Genomic DNA, 20,609 nt, shown 5'->3' with positions numbered 1-20,609 from the left:
AGATTAGCCATGAATTCGATTCAAACCCTTGCAGATAAAAGCCAACAACCTTCGACCGACGTCGATGCCAATAGCGATGGCATCAATATCGCCTATAGCCAGACCAGGGTACATACGCCGGACAAGGATCTGTTAAAAAGAAACCGCATCATTTCGGCCTTCCCCGCCGGCAAATGGCTGGAATCCTACCGCATGCTGCGGACCCGCTGCCTGCAAACCATGGATGCGATGGAATGGAAAACCCTAGCGATCACCAGCACCAGCACGCAAAGCGGCAACAGCCTGACCGCCGCCAATCTGGCCATCAGCATCGCGATGGAACTGGACAGAACCGCGCTACTGGTCGACGCCAATTTCCAAAACCCCGCCATCAGCCAATTGTTCGGCATCAAGGCCGAAGTCGGCTTGAGCGATTATCTGCTGCGCGACACCGAAATCAGCACGATGCTGATCAATCCGGGCATCGATCGTCTGGTGATACTGCCCACCGGTAAACCCATGCTGAACTCGACGGAAATGCTGCGCTCGCCCAAAATGGTACGCCTGGTCGGCGAATTAAAAAGCCGTTACCCCTCGCGCATCATCATTTTCGACATGCCGCCCATCTTGTCGCACGACGACACCCTGGGCTTTTCGCCTTACGTCGATTGCGTGCTGCTGGTCATCGAAGAAGGCCATACCAAAACCGACGAATTGAAACATGCCGCCGAACTGCTAAAAGACACCAACGTACTCGGCACTGTCTTCAACAAGGCCACCGACAACAAGATAAGGTTTGATTGAGCCATGAAAGCACGGAAGCCGTGAAAAGCTGGAAGGCAAGTGCCAGCATTGCTGGCGTATCAGACAAATATCGATAAGCCAAATAGATACAAATGTCTCGCTCCTTCACTGTTGCTTGTCTAATTTTTACGGCAACCTTGGCGTTTTTCAGCGCTGTCTAATGTCATGGTTAAAACCTCAGTCTAACGCAAATTTCCGGCCCTGATCCGACAGCCGATATTGCTGCAAGCGGCTGTTAGGTTTGCCAGGAACAATTCAATCCATCAATGACAAGCTCACTTAAGCTGATGCTTGTACTCTCGCCATTGTTTTCATTCGCTTGAGATGTTGATTCCATATTTACTCCAAAAATCCGATCGCTACATTCCAGCGAAACTTAACCAATACAGCAAAAACCCGGAACTATAGTCCAGCGCTCACAACCTGGCAAACCAAGTCTAATATTTTTCAGTGGATACACGAGAGATAGAATCAAAGTAGATGGCCAGAAAACTCCCAAGGCTTGAGTGATACACACTTCCCTTCACTTAGCGTATTTGCATGGCTTTTCTATTGAATAGCTTATGTCACTGCACTGTCCTGCTAATAGGTATCACTTGCGCCCCTGCCTTGAGGCTATCCAGGTAATCAGCCCAGGCTTGCATCATCCGACGCCTTTCGTCCAAATATTGTGCCCGGTTGTAGGCCGCCCGTACTTGATCGCGTGGCGCGTGGGCCAATTGCCGCTCAATCGCATCCGGTGACCAACCATGTTCATTAAGTAAGGTTGAGGCCGTGGTTCTGAATCCGTGCGCGGTCATTACGTCCGAATCGTAACCAAGCGATTTAAGCGCCGTGCGGATAGTGTTATCAGACATTGGCCGCCCATCACCACGGCTTGACGGAAACACATATTGCCCGCCACCGGTAAAAGGCTGAATTGCTTCCAGAATAGCTATGGCTTGCGTCGATAAAGGCACAATATGATGAAAATCGGTTTTGCTAATGTAGGGTCGCCATTCGCGAGAAACCAAATCGACATCTGACCAAAGCATTTGCCGAATTTCGCCAGGTCGTTGAAACAACAATGGCGATAATCTAAAAGCCGATTGCACCACAAACGTCCCTTGATAGTTGCTGATATCCCGCAAAAGCTGCGCTACCTGTTTAGGATCGATAATGGCTGCCCGGTGTTTTACCTTTTGCGCCGGAATCTGCTTGGCTACGGGTTGCGCTGGATCGTATTCGGTGAAATTATGCACAATGGCATAAGCAAATATCGAACTGATTTCCGCATGTAATCGATGCGCCGTTTCAAGTTGCTGCTTGTCGATCATAGGCTTTAAGACTGCCAGCACATCTGCAGATTTTATTTCCTTGATCGACTTATCGCCCAATAACGGGAACGCTAAACGCTCGATTCTGCTAGTTTTCTTTTTGTGTGTTGTGGCGCTTGTCAGATGCGAAATAGAATCCAGCCATTTCCGAGTAACATCTGCAAAACTACCCAAGATCGGCAAACCTTCTTCAATTCGTTCTTCGTTCAACTTGGAAATTTGTTTAGCCTTTTTAACAGCGCTGCGAATTTCCGCTGGGTTGATACCATCAGCAACTTGTTTCCGCGCTTCTTCCGATTGTCGTCTGGCATTTTCCAAAGTGGTATTGGGATAGATGCCAAGCCCGAATGTGTTTTGCTTACCATTAAACCGGTAATAAAAAAGCCAACGTTTTGTTCCATCAGTTTTAACAAGTAGTGACAGTCCGCCACCATCGCTAATTTTGTAGTCCTTATTCTGTGGTTTGGCTGCCCTGTAAACCGCGTCTTTATTGATATTGATAGCCATGTTGTTGCACCGAATGTTGTACTGAGATAACAATAATTTACCAGTACAACTCTCAGTACAACAAATTTTGCTGTATTTCCTTAGATTTCAATGCACCGCTTCGGACACAAAAAAACCCGCCAAGCCTTACGGTTTGCGGGTTTTTGTACTTCTTTGGGCTTCTTTAACCCCATATATGGTACCGACGGCCGGACTTGAACCGGCACGACTTGCGTCACCACCCCCTCAAGATGGCGTGTCTACCAATTTCACCACGTCGGCTTTATTTTTTTATTGCGCTTTAGCGGGAACTGAAGGTTCCACTTCTTTGATCGCTGGCGCTTCGGGCAATTTCACCACCGGCACGGAATCATCACCCGCTTTCTGAGACAACGGCACGTCGGAAACTTTTGGCTCCGCTGCCGGAGTGTCCAAAATGATGTCGGTTTTCTTGCCTTGATAACCGCTCAAGAAGGCAAGCCCCAGGCTGGTGATAAAGAACAAGGTGGCGAATATAGCTGTCGATCTCGACAGAAACGACGCCGAACCTTGGGCACCAAAGACAGAACCCGATGCGCCGCTACCGAAAGCCGCGCCCGCATCGGCGCCCTTACCCTGCTGCATCAGAATCAGACCGATAATCCCAATTCCTAACAGGATGTGTATAACAATAATAATTTGATACAGCATATTGATCCTAAAGCAAAAAATACTAAACTGAATGACAAATCTGCAGGAAGCCTTTTGCATCCAGCGAAGCGCCGCCGACTAGGCCGCCGTCGATGTCTGGCATCGCGAACAGGCCTTTGGCGTTATCGGGTTTTACGCTACCGCCGTACAAAATTTGCACTTTTTCGGCAACGGCTGCGCTTCTTTCAGCAATGCGCTGACGGATGTACTGATGAACTTCTTGTGCTTGTTCGTCGGTTGCGGTTTTGCCCGTACCAATCGCCCAAACGGGCTCATAAGCAATCACGGCTTTGCCAAAGGCTTCGATGCCAGCGGCATCGATGACCGCGTCCAACTGTTCGTCGACAACTTGAAATGTTCTGTTTTGCTCACGCTCATCCAGGGTTTCACCGACGCACAACACGGGGATAACGTTTTGTTTCAGCGCTTGGCAAAAACGGTTCGCTACGCTTTGATTGGTGTCGCCGTAATAAGAACGTCTTTCCGAGTGGCCTACCAGCGCATATTTAATGCCGCAATCCGCCAACATGGTTGCGGACACTTCGCCGGTGTAAGCGCCAGATGCCTGATCGGCCACGTTTTGCGCGCCTACAGCAATGGGTGAGCCCGCCAATGCGTTTTTAACATCCGACAAATAGACAAATGGAACACAAACGGCAACTTCCTGAGCTACGCTACCCAGGCCTTCGGCCAAGGCTTTAGCCAGTTGCACACCCTCTTCCCTAGAGGTGTTCATTTTCCAGTTTCCCATGATCAAAGGTTGACGCATCACATACTCCAAGCCAAATAAAGCCGCTTATGATAAACCCTGCTGAGTTCAAGTTCAAGACGCGATTGCTTTCTTGACATCGTTGGCCAACTGGTTGGCATACCTAACAACCTCGTCCGCGTCGACGCCTTCCACCATGACCCGCACCAACGGTTCGGTACCGGACGATCTCAACAAGACACGCCCTTTGTCACCCAGCTTTTTCTCCACCGCTTCCACGGCTTTTTTGACACCCTCTATTTCATCGAGCTTGACCTTCTTGTCTGTTCGGATATTGATCAAAACTTGCGGATACTTCTCCATACCGGATTTCAGTTCGTGCAGACTCTTGCCGGCAAGCCGCATTTCAGCCAGCACCTGCAATGCAGCCACAATGCCATCTCCGGTGGTAGTTTTATCCAGACAAATGATATGGCCCGAGCCTTCGCCGCCCAGCATGCCGTTTTTCTCCATCAGCAATTCCATCACATAACGGTCGCCGACGTTGGCGCGAAACAATGGAATACCCAAGGCTTTCAATGCATGCTCCATACCCAGATTGGACATCAAAGTACCAACTACTGGCCCGGATAATTTACCTTTGTCATGGAAGGATTTGGCAATGATGTATATCAACTCGTCTCCATCGACGATTTCACCCTTATGGTCCACCATGATGACCCTATCGCCGTCACCATCCAGCGCAATACCCAAATCGGCACGATATTCCAATACCTTGGCCGCCAGATATTCTGGCTTGGTGGCGCCGCATTCGTCGTTGATATTCAAACCATCGGGTTCACCGCCGATCATCACGACTTCCGCACCCACTTCGCTGAATACATGCGGCGCGATGTGATAAGTTGCCCCATGGGCACAATCTATGACGATGCGCATGCCTTTGAAGTCGAGATGCGCCGGCACAGTGGCTTTACAAAACTCGATATAGCGACCAGCCGCATCGCTAACCCGCTTCACCTTGCCAAGCTTGGCCGACTCTACCGTGGTCATCGGCATATCGATATATTTCTCGATCTGGTGCTCCAATTCGTCTGGCAACTTGGTGCCGTTGACCGAAAAGAATTTGATGCCATTATCGTAATAAGGATTGTGCGACGCGCTGATGACTATACCGGCCTTGGCGCGCAGTGTCCGAGTCAGATAGGCAATGCCGGGGGTTGGCATGGGTCCCAACATGCGCGTGTCCACGCCCGCGGCGGAAAGCCCGGCTTCCAGCGCGGCTTCGAACATATAACCCGATATGCGCGTGTCCTTGCCAACCAACACAAAACCATTGCCTTCCTTGGCGAACACACGCCCGGTCGCCCAACCCAGTTTGAGCATGAAATCAGGCGTAATCGGATATTCGCCGACCTTGCCACGAATGCCATCAGTACCGAAATATTTTTTAGCCATAAAGATCTACTTTCCTTTTTCCAAAAAAAAGAGAGACCGAAGTCTCTCTGTTTCTCAATGATTCACCCATCAACCGTGTTCGGCTGTGCCATCAACCAATGGGTCGTTGCCACCTTTCGCCCAAGGCTCCACTTCCGCATTATCGCTGGTAGGCGGAGTCGGGGTATCATCCCAGCCCTTGGGCTCTCTGACTGGTTTTCTGTTCATCAAGTCATCGATTTGATATTTATCGATGGTTTCGTATTTCATCAGCGCGTCCGCCATGGTGTGCAGAATGTCCATGTTATCCTTCAGGATGTTTTCCGCGCGCTCATAGTTTTTGTCGATGATGGAGCGAATTTCTTCATCGATGGTATGCGCGGTTTCTTCCGCGACCGACTTGTGTTGCGTCACCGAACGACCCAGGAAGATTTCGCCCTCTTCTTCGCTATACGCCAAAGGCCCCAGGCGTTGAGACAAGCCCCATTTGGTCACCATGTTACGGGCCAGCTCGGTGGCACGCTCGATGTCGTTCGAAGCACCGGTGGAGACTTGTTCCCAGCCAAAAATCAATTCTTCGGCAATACGACCACCATATAAACTCGAAATCATGCTATCCAGCTTGCATTTGCTGGCACTGTATTGATCGCGTTCGGGCAGGAACATCGTCACGCCCAACGCGCGACCGCGCGGCATGATACTGACCTTGTAAACCGGATCGTGTTCGGGCACCAGGCGACCAACGATGGCATGGCCGGCTTCGTGATAGGCGGTCATTTTCTTTTCTTTTTCGTCCATCACCATGGAGCGTCTTTCCGCACCCATGATCAGTTTGTCCTTGGCCTTTTCCAGATCGACCATGCTGACCAAGCGCTTGTTGAAGCGCGCCGCGAACAAGGCCGCTTCGTTGACCAGATTGGCCAAGTCCGCGCCGGAGAAACCTGGCGTACCTTGGGCGATGTATTTGACTTTGACATCATCGGCGACCGGCACTTTTTTCAAATGCACGTTCAAAATTTGCTCACGCCCCCTGACATCAGGCAAACCGACCACCACTTGTCTATCGAAACGGCCGGGGCGCAATAGGGCTTTATCCAAAACGTCGGCACGGTTGGTCGCGGCAATGACGATGATGCCTTCGTGACCTTCGAAACCGTCCATTTCGACCAGCAACTGGTTCAGGGTTTGTTCGCGTTCGTCGTTACCGCCGCCGAGACCCGCGCCACGCGAACGGCCGACCGCATCGATCTCATCGATGAAGATGATGCAAGGCGCATGTTTCTTGGCTTGCTCGAACATGTCGCGCACCCGTGAGGCACCGACACCGACGAACATCTCGACGAAATCCGAACCGGAAATCGTGAAGAACGGCACCTTGGCCTCGCCGGCAATTGCCCGTGCCAGCAAGGTTTTACCCGTACCCGGAGGACCGACCATCAACGCGCCGCGAGGCACTTTGCCGCCCAGTTTTTGATATTTGGCCGGGTCGCGCAAGAAATCCACCATTTCCTGAACTTCTTCCTTGGCTTCATCGCAGCCCGCCACATCGGCGAAAGTCACCTTGTTTTGATCCTGATCCAGCATCCTGGCCTTGCTCTTGCCAAAGCCCATTGCTCCGCCACGGCCACCGACACCCCCGCCTTGCATCTGCCGCATGAAGAACACCCACACCGCAATCAACAATAAAATCGGCCCAAACGACACAAAGATCTGCATCAGCATCGAAGGTTCTTCCGGCGGCTGCACGACGATTTCAACCCCATTGGCCAACAAATCATCGATCAAATGCGGATCGTTGGGCATGTAGGTCTTGAACTTGTCACCCGATTGCATGCGCCCCCTGACCGTATTGTCCGCAATCGCAACCTGCTGTACCTGCCCTGCCTTCACGGCATCGATCAGCTGCGAATACGACAACGTGGCGTCGCTTCGAATCGATCTCGAACCGAAATTGTTGAATATCGCCATCAACACCACTGCGATGACAACCCACAACACTAAATTTTTCATCATGTCGCTCAATTTACGCGCTCCGGCCAAAAACGGCCCACTATTTAAAAACCAACCAATTGTATCAGGAATACCGATACCCGATAGCTCGACTATGCCAAGTGTACCAAGCTATTTGAAACCTTTTGCCAAAATATACACTTCGTTGCTCCGCGCTCGCGACGCTTTCGGCTTGCGGATCACCACACTCGTGAAATTTTGCTTGACTTGATTCAGATACTCGTCAAAACCAGCCCCCTGGAACATTTTAATCAAAAACGTGCCGCCCCTGACCAGTATATGATGGGCAGCATCCAGCGCAAGCTCGCCCAGATAAATCGATCTGGGCTGATCCATTTCCCTATTTCCACTGATATTGGGTGCCATGTCCGACAATAACAAGTGCACCGGTTGACCGTCCAGCACTTTAAACAGTTTTTCCAATACCTCATCCTCCCTAAAATCACCCTGAATAAATTCGACGCCGGCAATCGGCTCGATCTCAAGCAAATCCAGTGCCACGATCTTGTCGTTTTTGCCGACGAGCTTCCGCGCATATTCCGACCAACCACCGGGAGCCGCGCCCAAATCGACGATATTAATCCCTGGACGAATGATTTTATCCTTCTCCTGGATTTCGATCAGCTTGAATACCGCGCGCGACCTGTAGCCCAACGCCTGGGCCTTTTTGACATATTCGTCCTGAAAATGCTCCTGCATCCACTGGTGACTACTTTTCGTGCGTGCCATTTTTCTATTGGTGTAAAATCGTGCGGTTTTTAAAGTTTAAGGAAACAGAGTGAATCCTATCGAAAAGAAAAAGCTGAAGGCCCAAGCCCATCCGCTAAATCCCGTGGTGATGATTGGGCAAGCTGGCTTGACGCCCGCGGTAATCAACGAGATCAATCTGGCACTGGATGCCCATGAACTGATCAAGGTCAAAATTCGCGCCGAAAGAGATGACCGTAATGTCATCCGAGAACAAATCTGCTCGGAAACCGGGGCAGAATTGGTTCAGTCCATTGGCCAAATCGCCGTGCTTTATCGAAAAAATCCCAAGAAGTGAAAAAAGGGAGGCAGAGACCTCCCTTTTTTATTGGCTAAATATACTCGACCGCAATGATTTCGTACTCGATATCGCCACCAGGCGCTTTAACGATAACGGTATCGCCTTCTTCCTTGCCGATCAGCGCCCGCGCAATCGGCGAACCCACCGAAATACGTCCTTCCTTGATATTGGCCTCGTCTTCGCCAACGATCTGATAAGTCACTTCCTTGCCGGAATCCAGATCCTCGATTTTCACGGTCGCCCCGAATACCACCTTGCCATTGGCATCGGTTTTGGTCACATCGATGATATTGGCATTGGCCAACTTGCCTTCGATTTCGGCAATCCGGCCTTCCGCGAAACTTTGTTGCTCGCGGGCCGCATGGTATTCGGCGTTTTCCTTCAAATCACCGTGTTCGCGGGCTTCGGCGATGGCCTGAATGATGCGAGGCCTGATCACGGTCTTCAGTTCTTCCAGTTCGGCGCGCAGTTTGTTGGCGCCCGTCACTGTCAGTGGAAATTTTTGCATTACTACTCCCCTATTGAATCAAATTCATCCATTAACCTAGAAAAATAATTTACTCCACGAAACACACGAAAAGTTTCAGCAAGTTATTGCTTAAAAAGGCTGACACCCGGTAGGTGACTGAATCTCGTGGCGTAACGGCCTGTTTTATTTCGTGTCTTTCGTGCTTTTCGTGGATTAATTGCGATTTTAAGGATTAAAAGCCTTGTGTAAATCCTGCAGGCAATTCACGTCGCCGGCATCGAGTTCGCCCAGTGCATAACACGCTGCCCTGGCGCCGGCCATCGTCGTGTAATAAGTAACTTTACGTTGCAAGGCTTCACGGCGCATCGTAAACGAATCGGCCACGGCTTTTACGCCTTCGGTGGTGTTGACGATCAACTGGATTTCCCCATTCTTGATCATGTCCACGGTGTTCGGCCGGCCTTCGTTCACCTTGAAGATTTCCTGACAGGGAATGCCGGCTTCTTTCAAGACCCTTGCGGTACCGCGAGTAGCGACGATCTCGTAATTCTTGGCAATCAGCATTCTGGCCAATTCCGGCAATTTCGGCTTATCGGCGTCACGGATGCTGATCAGCACCTTGCCGCTGTGACTCAAATCCACCCCGGAAGCGCGTTGCGACTTGGCGAAGGCTTCACCGAACGTTTTACCAACCCCCATCACCTCGCCGGTGGATTTCATTTCCGGCCCCAACAGCGGATCGACGCCGGGGAATTTGATGAACGGGAATACCGCCTCCTTGACCGAGAAGTATTCCGGGATGCGTTCTTCGGTAATGCCCTGCTCTTTCAGGGACTTGCCGACCATGCAGCGGGCAGCGATCTTGGCCAGCGGATAACCGGTAGCCTTGGAAACGAACGGCGCGGTTCTCGATGCGCGCGGGTTGACCTCCAGCACATAAATCGTTTCGCCCTGAATCGCAAACTGCGTGTTCATCAAGCCGCACACGCCCAAGGCTTCGGCCATTTTGGCGACCTGGGCGCGCAATTGATCCTGAATATGCACAGGCAAGTCATAAGGCGGAATCGAGCAGGCCGAGTCGCCGGAATGCACGCCGGCCTGCTCGATGTGTTCCATCAAGCCGCCGATCAACACGGTCTCGCCGTCGTAAATCGCATCGACGTCCATTTCCACCGCATCGTCGAGGAATCGGTCCAGCAACACTGGAGAATCGTTGGAAACACTGACTGCTTCCTTCATATAACGGCGCAAGCCTTCCTCGTTGAACACGATCTCCATCGCCCGTCCACCCAACACGTAGGACGGCCGCACGACCAAGGGATAACCCAATTCTTTGGCGGAATTGACGGCCTGCTCGACTGAACGCGCGGTAGCATTGGGCGGTTGCAACAGATTCAGGCGTTCCAATAATTTCTGGAAACGTTCGCGATCCTCGGCCAAGTCGATGGAATCCGGCGAAGTGCCGATAATCGGCGCACCGGCGGCTTCCAGGGCGCGCGCCAGCTTCAACGGGGTTTGCCCGCCGTATTGCACGATCACGCCCTTGGGCTTTTCCAATTCGATGATTTCCAGTACGTCTTCCAGCGTCAACGGCTCGAAATACAATCTGTCCGACGTATCGAAGTCGGTCGATACGGTTTCTGGGTTGCAATTGACCATGATGGTTTCGTAGCCGTCTTCACGCAGCGCCAACGCCGCATGCACGCAGCAGTAGTCAAATTCTATACCTTGACCGATACGGTTCGGGCCACCGCCCAAAATGATGATCTTCTCTTTGGAGGATGGATTGGCTTCGCATTCCTGCTCATACGTCGAATACAGATAGGCCGTATCGGAAGCAAATTCCGCCGCGCAGGAATCGATGCGCTTGTAAACCGGGCGTATGCCTTTTTTGTGGCGCACGTTGCGCACCTCGGATTCATTGGCTTCCAACAGTTTCGCCAGACGCCGATCGGAAAAGCCTTTGCGTTTCAGACGCAGCAATTCGCCCGGCTCCAAGGTCGCCAGCGTTTTGGTCGACAAGGTTTTTTCGGTGGCGATCAAATCCTCGACCTGGGCCAGAAACCACGGTTCGATGCGGCAGGCCTGATGAATCTCGTCAAAACTCAAGCCGGCACGAAAGGCATCGGCCAGATACCAGAGCCGGTGCGGGCCCGGATAACGCAGTTCGCGCAGGATTGTGTCTTCGGCATTGACGTCGTTCAAATCGGTGATTTCATCCAGCCCATCCACGCCGATTTCCAGACCCCGCAAGGCTTTTTGCAGCGACTCCTGGAACGTGCGGCCAATCGCCATCACCTCGCCGACCGATTTCATCTGCGTGGTCAACCTGTCGTTGGCCTGCGGGAATTTTTCGAAGGCAAAGCGCGGCACCTTGGTCACGACGTAATCGATGGTCGGCTCGAACGAAGCCGGCGTTTTGCCGCCGGTAATTTCGTTTTTCAGTTCGTCGAGCGTATAGCCCACGGCCAGTTTGGCGGCGACCTTGGCGATCGGGAAGCCCGTAGCTTTAGAAGCCAGCGCCGAGGAACGTGACACCCTCGGGTTCATTTCGATGACGATCAGACGGCCGTTTTCCGGATTCAAAGCAAACTGCACGTTCGAGCCGCCGGTATCGACGCCGATCTCGCGCAGCACCGCTAACGAGGCGTTACGCAGAATCTGATATTCCTTGTCGGTCAAGGTTTGTGCCGGCGCGACGGTTATCGAGTCACCGGTATGCACGCCCATCGGATCGAAGTTTTCGATCGAGCAAACGATGATGCAATTGTCTTTCCGATCGCGCACCACTTCCATTTCGAACTCTTTCCAGCCCAGAACGGACTCTTCGATCAACAATTCGTTGGTCGGCGACAGATACAGGCCGCGTTCGCAAATCTCGATGAATTCCTCGCGGTTGTAAGCGATACCACCGCCGCTGCCGCCCATCGTGAACGACGGCCGGATGATGGTCGGATAACCGACTTCTTCCTGCGCGGCGAAGGCCTCTTCCATGCTGTGCGCCACTTTGGAGCGCGCCACTTCCAGGCCGATTTTGCGCATGGCCTGGTTGAACAAATCGCGATCTTCGGCCTTGTTGATGGCTTCTTTGGTGGCACCTATCATTTCGACGCCGTATTTTTCCAGCACGCCGTGCTTATCCAGCGCCAGCGCACAGTTCAAAGCGGTTTGACCGCCCATGGTCGGCAGAACCGCGTCGGGGCGTTCCTTTTCGATGATTTTTTCAACTGTTTGCCAATCGATCGGCTCGATATAAATCGCATCGGCCATTTCGGGGTCGGTCATGATGGTGGCGGGATTGGAGTTGACCAGAATCACCCGATAGCCTTCTTCGCGCAGGGCTTTGCAAGCCTGCGTGCCGGAGTAATCAAACTCGCAAGCCTGGCCGATGACGATGGGGCCGGCGCCCAGCAGTAAAATCGATTTTATGTCGGTTCTTTTTGGCATATCACTCTTTGGAAAACTTAAGCGGAACGAGGCTGATTCATCAGGTCGATAAAATCATCGAACAAGGCTTCGACATCGTGCGGACCTGGACTGGCTTCGGGATGACCTTGAAAGCTGAAGGCGGGACAATCGGTGCGGGCGATACCTTGCAGACTGCTGTCGAACAACGACACGTAAGTGGCTTTCAGGTTGGCCGGCAAGCTGTCGGCATTCACGGCAAAACCGTGGTTCTGACTGCTGATCATGACCCGACCGCTGGCCAATTCCTGCACCGGATGATTGGCGCCATGGTGGCCAAATTTCATCTTCTCGGTCTTGGCGCCGCTGGCCAATGCCAGCAATTGATGCCCAAGGCAAATTCCGAAAACGGGGATTTTTTGCTCCAACAGGGTCTTGATGGCTTCGATCGCATAATCACAAGGCTCCGGATCGCCGGGACCGTTGGATAGAAACACGCCATCCGGCTTCATCGCCAACACCTCCGAGGCCGGCGTTTTGGCCGGCACCACGGTCACTCTACAGCCGCGATTCGCCAGCAAGCGCAAGATATTGCGTTTGATGCCAAAATCGTAGGCGACCACATGTTTTTTCAAATTGGGCGCTTCGGCGTGCCCCTTGCCCAATTGCCAGACATCCTGTGTCCATTCATAGGCTTCTGCCGCAGTGACTTCTTTAGCCAGATCCATGCCTTGCAGTCCCGGAAAGGCGTCGATGGCTTTTTTGGCGTAATCGACGTCGATGGCATCGCCCGCCATGATGCAACCGCGTTGGGCGCCTTTGTCACGCAAAATCCGCGTCAATTTGCGGGTATCGATGTCCGCGATCGCGACGACGTTGTGCTGGCGTAAATAGTCCGGCAAGGTTTGCTGCTTGCGCCAACTACTGGCCAGCAGCGGCAAGTCACGTATCACCAAACCACTGGCAAACACGCGTACTGACTCATCATCTTCCGGATTCGTGCCGACGTTACCGATGTGCGGATAGGTCAATGTGACAATTTGGCGGGCATAGGAAGGATCGCTGAGTATTTCTTGATAGCCGGTCAGTGCCGTATTAAAAACCACTTCCCCCACGGAACAGCCATCGGCACCGATCGCTATGCCGTGAAACTCCGTACCGTCTTCCAATACCAGTAATGCAGGTTTATTCAAGATTGGCCACCTTAGATGTAGAAAACGGGATGAGCCTGACGACTGATCCCGTTCCAGAGTGATAAAAACTGAGCTAATTTTACGAAATTATGCCGATTTGGTCATTAACAATTTTTCAGTCCCAGTACATCTTGCATATCATAAAGCCCAGGTGCCTTGTCTTCCAGCCAGATCGCCGCGCGCACCGCGCCATTGGCGAATGTCATCCGGCTGGTGGCTTTATGAGTGATTTCCACCCGTTCGCCTTCGTCGGCAAACATGACCGTATGCTCGCCGACGATGTCGCCGGCGCGTATCGTCGAAAAGCCGATGGTTTTGCGGTCGCGGGCGCCGGTTTCACCTTCGCGGCCGTAAATCGCGCAGTCCTTCAAATCGCGTCCGAGCGTGCTCGCCACGACTTCACCCATGCGCAGCGCGGTACCGGACGGTGCATCGATCTTATGACGGTGATGCGCTTCGATGATCTCGATGTCGGTGTAATCACCCATGACTTTGGCCGCCATTTCCAGCAGCTTCAGCGACAAGTTCACGCCGACACTGAAATTGGGCGCCAGCACGATGGGAATGTCCTTGGCGGCTTCCGCTATCATGACTTTTTGCGCGACGCTGTAGCCGGTCGTGCCGATCACGACTTTCTTGCCGGCTTGGCGACAGATTTCGATGTAATGCATCGACGCGTCAGGCCGGGTAAAGTCGATCAACACGTCGAATTGATCGATTACTGCAGCGAGATCGCTACCTATCTGCAAACCCAAGGTCGAAATGCCCGCCAGCTCGCCGGCATCCTTGCCCACCGCCAGACTCTCGGCACGAGAAACCGCAACCGTCAATTCCGCTTGATCGGACAAGGCAGCGGCCTTGATCAAGCATAAACCCATGCGGCCGGACACACCGACCAAGGCAATGTTCACCATGATTTATCCTGTCAATTTATCGAAAAAGCTTTTGACGCCGTCCATGAAACTATGCTCTTGCGGACTGTGTTGCTTTCCGCCACCGCTCAAGGATTCCTGCAACTTTTCGATCAAAGCCTGCTGCTCCTTGGTCAGGCGCACCGGAGTTTCGATCTGTACCCGGCACAACAAATCGCCGACCGCCCCGCCGCGCACAGGTTTCACGCCCTTGCCGCGCAAGCGGAACAGCTTGCCGGTTTGCGTTTCGGCAGGGATTTTCAATTTGACTTTGCCATCGAGCGTAGGCACTTCCAGTTCCCCACCCAAACAGGCGGTCGGGAAACTGATCGGCACTTCGCAATAGAGATTGGCACCGTCGCGGGTAAAAATCGGATGATCCTTGACCTGCACCTGCACATACAAATCTCCGGACGGCCCGCCGTTGATGCCGGCTTCGCCCTCGCCCGCCAGGCGAATCCGATCACCGGTATCGACACCCGCAGGGACTTTGACATTGAGGGTTTTGGTTTCCTGCACGCGGCCCTGACCGTAGCATTTCGGGCAAGGGTCCTTGATCTGCTTGCCGGTACCGCGGCAAGTCGGACAGGTTTGCTGCACCGAAAAGAAACCTTGCTGCATGCGGACCTGACCATGACCGTGACAGGTCGAGCAAGTCACCGGGCTGCTACCTTTTTTCGCCCCGGAACCATTACACTCGCCGCACGCCACCAACACTGGCACCTTGACCGTGGCCTCGGTGCCGCCGACGGCTTCTTCCAGCGTCAACTCCAGGTTATAACGCAAGTCCGCGCCACGCTGCACGCTACTGCGCTGCTGGCGTCCACCGCCGAAAATATCGCCGAATACGTCACCGAAAATATCGCTGAAACTTTCCGCGCCACTGAAACCGCCGCGACCACCCATGGATGGATCGACGCCGGCATGACCGAATTGGTCGTAGGCCGAACGCTTTTTGGGATCGGACAAAACCTCGTAGGCTTCCTTGATCTGTTTGAATTTCTTCTCGGCGTCCTCGGGATTATCCTTGTTCCGATCAGGATGATATTTCATCGCCATGCGCCGATAGCTTTTCTTGATCTCGGCTTCACTGGCGTTTCTATCGACTTCCAGCAGTTTATAAAAATCTTCTTTTGCGGCCATTTCGTTATGGTTTTTATGTACTTTTAGACCATTCCCATGCTCGGCATGGAAGCGACAAAACTTCTTAAAACATGTAAGGCGGAAGCCTCCAGGCCTTCCGCCGTATGCAAATCCAGCAGGCGGAAGGCTTCCGCCATCCGCCCTACGGAATTACTTCTTGTCGTCCTTGACTTCCTCGAACTCGGCGTCGACCACGTCGTGATCGGGTTCGGCTTGCTGTTGACCGCCCGCCGCGTGCTCATGACCGCCGGCAGCACCCGCTTCCGCGCCGCCCTTTTGCGCATAGACGCGTTCGGCCAGTTTACCGGACAATTCAGTCAAGGCGTTGGTTTTGGCTTCGATGGCGTCCTTGTCGTCTTTTTTCAGAACGTCTTGCAAATCTTTAATCGCCGCTTCAATGGCTGATTTTTCCTCACTCGAGACTTGATCACCCAGTTCTTTCAGCGATTTTTCGGTCGCGTGAATCATGCCTTCCGCGCTATTACGCGCCGAAACCAGTTCTTTCAATTTGCGGTCTTCGTCGGCATGCGCTTCGGCGTCCTTGATCATGCGCTCGACTTCGTCATCCGACAAACCGCTGGAGGCTTTGATGACGATGGATTGTTTCTTGCCAGTGGCTTTGTCCTTGGCCGAGACGTTCAAGATACCATTGGCGTCGATGTCGAACGAGACTTCGATTTGCGGAATGCCGCGTGGTGCCGGTGGAATGTCCTGCAAATCGAAACGGCCCAACGACTTGTTGCCGGAGGCCATTTCCCGTTCGCCTTGCAGTACATGCACGGTGACGGCAGTTTGGTTGTCATCGGCGGTCGAGAACACTTGCGACGCATTGGTCGGAATGGTGGTGTTTTTCTCGATCAACTTGGTCATCACGCCGCCCAGGGTTTCGATACCCAGAGATAGCGGTGTCACGTCCAGCAGCAATACGTCCTTGACGTCGCCGCCCAATACGCCGGCTTGAATCGCCGCACCCAAGGCCACGGCTTCGTCGGGGTTGACGTCTTTGCGCGGTTCCTTGCCGAACAATTCTTTGACGAAGGCTTGCACTTTCGGCATGCGGGTTTGACCGCCGACCAAGATCACGTCGTTGATTTTCGAGGTCGACACGCCAGCATCCTTGATCGCTTGCAGGCAAGGACCTTTGGTACGCTCGATCAAATCGTCGACCAGCGATTCCAGCTTGGCGCGGGTCAATTTGACATTCAAATGTTTAGGGCCTGACGCATCGGCCGTGATATACGGCAGATTGATGTCGGTTTGCTCGGCAGAGGACAGCTCGATTTTGGCTTTTTCCGCTGCTTCTTTCAGCCGTTGCAGCGCCAAAGGGTCGTTGTGCAAATCGATGCCGGTGTCTTTTTTGAACTCGCCGGCCAGGAAATCGATGATGCGCAAGTCGAAGTCTTCACCGCCCAGGAAGGTGTCGCCGTTGGTGGCCAATACTTCGAACTGGTGCTCGCCTTCGATTTCGGCGATTTCGATGATGGAAATATCGAAGGTACCGCCGCCCAGGTCGTAAACCGCGATGGTGGTATCGCCTTTGGGTTTATCCATGCCAAACGCCAAGGCCGCCGCGGTCGGTTCGTTGATGATGCGTTTGACGTCCAGACCCGCGATACGACCGGCGTCTTTGGTGGCTTGACGCTGCGAGTCGTTGAAGTAAGCCGGTACGGTGATGACCGCTTCGGTGACTTCTTCGCCCAAAAACGCTTCGGCGTCTTTTTTCAGTTTCATCAACACGCGAGAAGATACTTCGGGCGGCGCCATTTTCTTGCCGTGGCATTCTACCCAGGCGTCGCCGTTGTTGGCTTCCATGATTTTGTAAGGCACCATTTTGATGTCTTTTTGTACCGCATCCTCCTTGAAGCGGCGGCCGATCAAACGCTTGATCGCGAACAAGGTATTTTCGGGATTGGTCACTGCTTGGCGCTTGGCGGACTGGCCGACCAAGACTTCGTTGTCGCCGGTGAACGCGATGATGGACGGCGTGGTGCGCGCGCCTTCGCTGTTTTCGATCACGCGGGCAGTACCGTTTTCCAGTACCGCCACGCACGAGTTGGTGGTACCCAGGTCGATTCCGATCATTTTAGCCATTGAATTTCTCCAGACTTGAATAGGGATAAGTTAAAAAGTTGTTAGCGATATGCGGTTGATTGTTTTAATTTCAAGCCTGCTCATCAATTTTTGTGCCGTCGGCGGCCGGTTTGTCTTCCGCTTTGGCCACCACGACCATGGCCGGACGCAACAAGCGACCGTTCAAGATGTAACCTTTCTGGAACACGGTGATCACGTGATTCGGTTCGATGGTCGAACTCGGCTGCATGACCATGGCCTGATGCAATTCGGGGTTAAAGGGCTGTCCGGTGGGATCGATGGTTTCGATGTTGAATTTGGCGAAAACCGTTTCGAATTGTTTTTTAGTCAGCTCGCTGCCTTCACGCAGCTTGACCACTTCCGGACTGTCGCCAGTGGCGGCCTGAATCCCCAGATCCAGACTATCCATCACGCTCAGCAATTCTTTGGCGAATTTGGCCAGCCCGTACTTGCGTTCATCTTCCAGGTCTTTTTGCACGCGCTTTTTCAGATTTTCCATTTCCGCCAGGGTGCGGATGGCTTTGTCCAGATTCGCGGCCGCCTGTTGCTTGGCCTCTTCGAGCTGTTGCTGCAAAGCCTCGATAGTGACGGCTTCGGTCGCTGCCGTAGTTTCTTTTTCCTCCGAGGCTTGCTCGGCAAAGGCCTCGCTGGTTTGCTCAAGCACTTCAGCGATTAACTCACTATCCGATTGCTGCTCGTGGCTTGATTGCTGATGACTCATGTTTCACTCCAAAGTTGTAATTTTCAGGTCCGTATAACGATAGGGGCGTTTATTTGCTATTCAAGGCCGCGCCCAATAATTTTGCCGTGACATCGACGAAGGGAATCACTTTTTCGTAAGCCATGCGAGTCGGCCCGATCACGCCCAACACGCCGACCACTTCGTCGTTGATCGAATAGGACGAAGTCACCAGGCTGCAATGATCGAAGGCCCGGTAGCCAGATTCCTCGCCGATGAAAATCTGCACGCCTTCCGCCTGCAAACACTGATCCAGCAAATGGATCATGCCGCGCTTCTGGCTGAAAGCTTCAAACAACTGTTTCAAACGCTCCATGTCCGATAGCTCGGAAAAACCCATCAGATTGGTTTCGCCACTCAACACATAATCATCCTTGGGTTTTTCGGCAAACGTCAGTTGCGCCATGGTCATCGCATCGATCATGCCCTGATTGACCTGATTACGATCATGCTCCATGTCGCTTAGAATCAGTTCGCGAATTTTGGACAAACTCCGGCCAGCATAGACGCTATTCAGATAATTGGCGGCTTGCTGCAATTCGGCCGGGCCATAGAGTTTGTCGGTATGAATGATTTTATTGTGGACTTCCTGACCGTCGGTGACAAAAATCACCAACACGCGGGTGTTGGACATCGGCAGGAATTCGATATGCCGCAACGCCACCAATTCCCGACGCGGCAACGTGACGACGCCGGCCATCTTGGTGACGTCGGACAACAATTTGGAAGCCTTGTTCAGCACATCGGCGGGTTCATCGTTTTCGGCCAGCAAACTGGTTTGAAGCTGATCCAGCTCTTGCGACTCCAGCGGCTTGACGGTCAGCAGGCTGTTCACGAACAAACGATAGCCACTGACTGTCGGCACTCGTCCGGCCGAGGTGTGCGGCGAGTGAATCAAGCCCATGTCTTCCAGATCAGCCATGACGTTGCGTATGGTTGCCGGACTTAGTTTCAGCTTAGGATCTTTGGATAACACCCTGGAACCGACCGGCTGGCCGTCCTGTATGTAACGCTCGACCAATGTCTTTAAAAGATAAAGCGATCTTTCGTTCAAATCCTGATTTTTTATCACACCGACACCTGATAATAACAGCTAGCACTCTAAACACTAGAGTGCTAGCAAAAGCTATCAGCTAGATAAATCCTTGTCAACACGGGAAAAATCGACTGCAGTCATTACGCTGATGGCCAACACGGCATGAAGTCCATGGCGAACCAGCAAACCTTTAGATTCCCTACTCGCCCAGGCCTGAATTGTTTGTATAATCCGACGCATTTACCCTAACTTATTTCAACCATGCTCACACCCTTTCACCGCATTGGCATCCTCGGCAAATTTGGCGATCCCGGCAATGCATCGACACTGTCCGAGCTGTGCGATTTTTTGCACGCTCGCGGCCATGAAGTTCTCGCGGACAGCCAGAGCGCCGAATTCATCGCCAATGCCAAGGTGAAGGGCCTGCACATCGATCGCCTGCCCGAGCATTGCGATCTGATGATTGCCGTGGGCGGCGACGGCACCTTTCTGGCCGCGGCCCGCGCCGCCGCCGATTTCGATATTCCCCTGGTCGGCGTGAATCTGGGCAGATTGGGTTTTTTGGTCGATATTTCACCGCAACAACTGACCAGCCGCCTGGAGCAAATTCTGGACGGCCACTATAAAACCGAGAGCCGGCCGCTGTTGCTGGCATCGATCGTCCGTGACGGTCAGGTGATACACCAGCAAACGGCGGTCAATGAAGTGGTCGTGCATCGCTGGGTTACGCCCAGCATGATAGAAATCGATACCCGCATCGACGGCGTTTATTTGAACACCCAGCGCTCGGATGGCTTGATCGTGGCGACCCCAACCGGCTCCACCGCCTATTCGCTGTCCGCGGGCGGTCCGATTCTACATCCCGCCCTGAATGCCTTGGTATTGGTGCCACTGAATCCTCATACCTTGTCGAATCGTCCGTTGGTCATCGACGACAATGTCGAAATCACCATTAGCTTCAGCCAGACCAAGCAGATCAACGCGCTAGTCACCTGCGACCACTTGGAGATACCGGACGTGCTGACCGGCGATAAAATCGTCATCAGGAAAGCCGACAAAACCATTAAAATTTTGCACCCCGAAGATCACGATTTTTTCCATATCCTCAGAAGCAAACTCAACTGGAGTAGCGGTTACACCGCCTGA

At 52.9% G+C, this 20,609-nt stretch carries 17 protein-coding genes and 1 tRNA gene; 3 read left to right on the top strand and 15 right to left on the bottom strand.

Going from position 1 to position 20,609, the window contains the following annotated elements; translation table 11 throughout:
- The first annotated feature begins 9 nt into the window (after nt 1-9).
- On the top strand, nt 10-783 hold the full coding sequence (locus NM686_RS05015; RefSeq protein ID WP_255186787.1) for a CpsD/CapB family tyrosine-protein kinase: 774 nt from the start codon (nt 10-12) through the stop codon (nt 781-783).
- A 566-nt stretch (nt 784-1,349) separates the two neighbouring features.
- Here the strand turns inward: NM686_RS05015 and NM686_RS05010 are convergent.
- From NM686_RS05010 to rlmE, 7 genes are all read right to left on the bottom strand, one after another.
- Complete coding sequence (locus NM686_RS05010; protein WP_255186786.1) at nt 1,350-2,606, bottom strand: tyrosine-type recombinase/integrase; 1,257 nt, start codon at nt 2,604-2,606, stop codon at nt 1,350-1,352.
- Nucleotides 2,607-2,782: 176 nt separating this feature from the next.
- Nucleotides 2,783-2,867, bottom strand: a tRNA-Leu gene (locus NM686_RS05005).
- Between the two features lie 9 nt (nt 2,868-2,876).
- Nucleotides 2,877-3,275 (bottom strand): preprotein translocase subunit SecG, encoded by a 399-nt coding sequence (secG, locus tag NM686_RS05000; RefSeq protein ID WP_255186785.1) that lies wholly within the window; start codon nt 3,273-3,275, stop codon nt 2,877-2,879.
- Nucleotides 3,276-3,297: 22 nt separating this feature from the next.
- Nucleotides 3,298-4,044 carry a triose-phosphate isomerase gene (tpiA, locus tag NM686_RS04995; RefSeq protein ID WP_255186784.1) on the bottom strand — a complete coding sequence of 249 codons (747 nt, stop codon included), beginning with the start codon at nt 4,042-4,044 and terminating at the stop codon, nt 3,298-3,300.
- A 54-nt stretch (nt 4,045-4,098) separates the two neighbouring features.
- Nucleotides 4,099-5,439 carry a phosphoglucosamine mutase gene (gene glmM, locus NM686_RS04990; RefSeq protein ID WP_255186783.1) on the bottom strand — a complete coding sequence of 447 codons (1,341 nt, stop codon included), beginning with the start codon at nt 5,437-5,439 and terminating at the stop codon, nt 4,099-4,101.
- Nucleotides 5,440-5,508: 69 nt separating this feature from the next.
- Entirely contained in the window at nt 5,509-7,431 is a 1,923-nt protein-coding gene (gene ftsH / locus NM686_RS04985) for an ATP-dependent zinc metalloprotease FtsH (protein WP_255186782.1), read from the bottom strand.
- Nucleotides 7,432-7,539: 108 nt separating this feature from the next.
- The gene (gene rlmE, locus NM686_RS04980) at nt 7,540-8,157 is read right to left on the bottom strand and encodes a 23S rRNA (uridine(2552)-2'-O)-methyltransferase RlmE (protein WP_255186781.1); all 618 of its coding nucleotides are present in this window, start codon (nt 8,155-8,157) and stop codon (nt 7,540-7,542) included.
- Nucleotides 8,158-8,206: 49 nt separating this feature from the next.
- On the opposite strand from rlmE, the gene yhbY reads away from it, so the two are divergent.
- Complete coding sequence (yhbY, locus tag NM686_RS04975) at nt 8,207-8,473, top strand: ribosome assembly RNA-binding protein YhbY (RefSeq protein WP_255186780.1); 267 nt, start codon at nt 8,207-8,209, stop codon at nt 8,471-8,473.
- Between the two features lie 34 nt (nt 8,474-8,507).
- Here the strand turns inward: yhbY and greA are convergent, their stop codons facing one another.
- The 8 genes from greA to hrcA form a co-directional block, all read right to left on the bottom strand.
- The gene (gene greA / locus NM686_RS04970; RefSeq protein ID WP_255186779.1) at nt 8,508-8,984 is read right to left on the bottom strand and encodes a transcription elongation factor GreA; all 477 of its coding nucleotides are present in this window, start codon (nt 8,982-8,984) and stop codon (nt 8,508-8,510) included.
- 186 nt (nt 8,985-9,170) lie between these two features.
- Nucleotides 9,171-12,392 (bottom strand): carbamoyl-phosphate synthase large subunit, encoded by a 3,222-nt coding sequence (gene carB / locus NM686_RS04965; RefSeq protein ID WP_255186778.1) that lies wholly within the window; start codon nt 12,390-12,392, stop codon nt 9,171-9,173.
- Nucleotides 12,393-12,409: 17 nt separating this feature from the next.
- Entirely contained in the window at nt 12,410-13,543 is a 1,134-nt protein-coding gene (carA, locus tag NM686_RS04960; protein ID WP_255186777.1) for a glutamine-hydrolyzing carbamoyl-phosphate synthase small subunit, read from the bottom strand.
- Between the two features lie 104 nt (nt 13,544-13,647).
- Entirely contained in the window at nt 13,648-14,457 is an 810-nt protein-coding gene (dapB, locus tag NM686_RS04955) for a 4-hydroxy-tetrahydrodipicolinate reductase (RefSeq protein WP_255186776.1), read from the bottom strand.
- Between the two features lie 3 nt (nt 14,458-14,460).
- Nucleotides 14,461-15,597 carry a molecular chaperone DnaJ gene (gene dnaJ / locus NM686_RS04950; RefSeq protein WP_255186775.1) on the bottom strand — a complete coding sequence of 379 codons (1,137 nt, stop codon included), beginning with the start codon at nt 15,595-15,597 and terminating at the stop codon, nt 14,461-14,463.
- 150 nt (nt 15,598-15,747) lie between these two features.
- Entirely contained in the window at nt 15,748-17,688 is a 1,941-nt protein-coding gene (dnaK, locus tag NM686_RS04945; protein WP_255186774.1) for a molecular chaperone DnaK, read from the bottom strand.
- A 70-nt stretch (nt 17,689-17,758) separates the two neighbouring features.
- The gene (grpE, locus tag NM686_RS04940) at nt 17,759-18,409 is read right to left on the bottom strand and encodes a nucleotide exchange factor GrpE (RefSeq protein WP_255186773.1); all 651 of its coding nucleotides are present in this window, start codon (nt 18,407-18,409) and stop codon (nt 17,759-17,761) included.
- Between the two features lie 49 nt (nt 18,410-18,458).
- The gene (gene hrcA / locus NM686_RS04935) at nt 18,459-19,499 is read right to left on the bottom strand and encodes a heat-inducible transcriptional repressor HrcA (protein WP_269022456.1); all 1,041 of its coding nucleotides are present in this window, start codon (nt 19,497-19,499) and stop codon (nt 18,459-18,461) included.
- Nucleotides 19,500-19,724: 225 nt separating this feature from the next.
- Between hrcA and NM686_RS04930 the strand changes: the two genes are divergently transcribed.
- Complete coding sequence (locus NM686_RS04930; protein WP_255186771.1) at nt 19,725-20,609, top strand: NAD(+) kinase; 885 nt, start codon at nt 19,725-19,727, stop codon at nt 20,607-20,609.

The organism is Methylomonas rapida, assembly GCF_024360925.2.
Taxonomy (GTDB): Bacteria; Pseudomonadota; Gammaproteobacteria; order Methylococcales; family Methylomonadaceae; genus Methylomonas; species Methylomonas rapida.
Note: the sequence above shows the minus strand (reverse complement) of the source record. Positions and strands in the feature narration are given on the sequence as shown.

What these genes read in the sequence shown, in the direction of transcription:
- dnaK (WP_255186774.1), bottom strand. Translation starts at nt 17,688, where the DNA reads ATGGCTAAAATGATCGGAATCGACCTGGGTACCACCAACTCGTGCGTG.
- secG (WP_255186785.1), bottom strand. Translation starts at nt 3,275, where the DNA reads ATGCTGTATCAAATTATTATTGTTATACACATCCTGTTAGGAATTGGG.
- tpiA (WP_255186784.1), bottom strand. Translation starts at nt 4,044, where the DNA reads ATGCGTCAACCTTTGATCATGGGAAACTGGAAAATGAACACCTCTAGG.
- grpE (WP_255186773.1), bottom strand. Translation starts at nt 18,409, where the DNA reads ATGAGTCATCAGCAATCAAGCCACGAGCAGCAATCGGATAGTGAGTTA.
- NM686_RS04930 (WP_255186771.1), top strand. Translation starts at nt 19,725, where the DNA reads ATGCTCACACCCTTTCACCGCATTGGCATCCTCGGCAAATTTGGCGAT.
- greA (WP_255186779.1), bottom strand. Translation starts at nt 8,984, where the DNA reads ATGCAAAAATTTCCACTGACAGTGACGGGCGCCAACAAACTGCGCGCC.
- ftsH (WP_255186782.1), bottom strand. Translation starts at nt 7,431, where the DNA reads ATGATGAAAAATTTAGTGTTGTGGGTTGTCATCGCAGTGGTGTTGATG.
- NM686_RS05010 (WP_255186786.1), bottom strand. Translation starts at nt 2,606, where the DNA reads ATGGCTATCAATATCAATAAAGACGCGGTTTACAGGGCAGCCAAACCA.
- NM686_RS05015 (WP_255186787.1), top strand. Translation starts at nt 10, where the DNA reads ATGAATTCGATTCAAACCCTTGCAGATAAAAGCCAACAACCTTCGACC.
- dnaJ (WP_255186775.1), bottom strand. Translation starts at nt 15,597, where the DNA reads ATGGCCGCAAAAGAAGATTTTTATAAACTGCTGGAAGTCGATAGAAAC.
- glmM (WP_255186783.1), bottom strand. Translation starts at nt 5,439, where the DNA reads ATGGCTAAAAAATATTTCGGTACTGATGGCATTCGTGGCAAGGTCGGC.
- dapB (WP_255186776.1), bottom strand. Translation starts at nt 14,457, where the DNA reads ATGGTGAACATTGCCTTGGTCGGTGTGTCCGGCCGCATGGGTTTATGC.
- carB (WP_255186778.1), bottom strand. Translation starts at nt 12,392, where the DNA reads ATGCCAAAAAGAACCGACATAAAATCGATTTTACTGCTGGGCGCCGGC.
- rlmE (WP_255186781.1), bottom strand. Translation starts at nt 8,157, where the DNA reads ATGGCACGCACGAAAAGTAGTCACCAGTGGATGCAGGAGCATTTTCAG.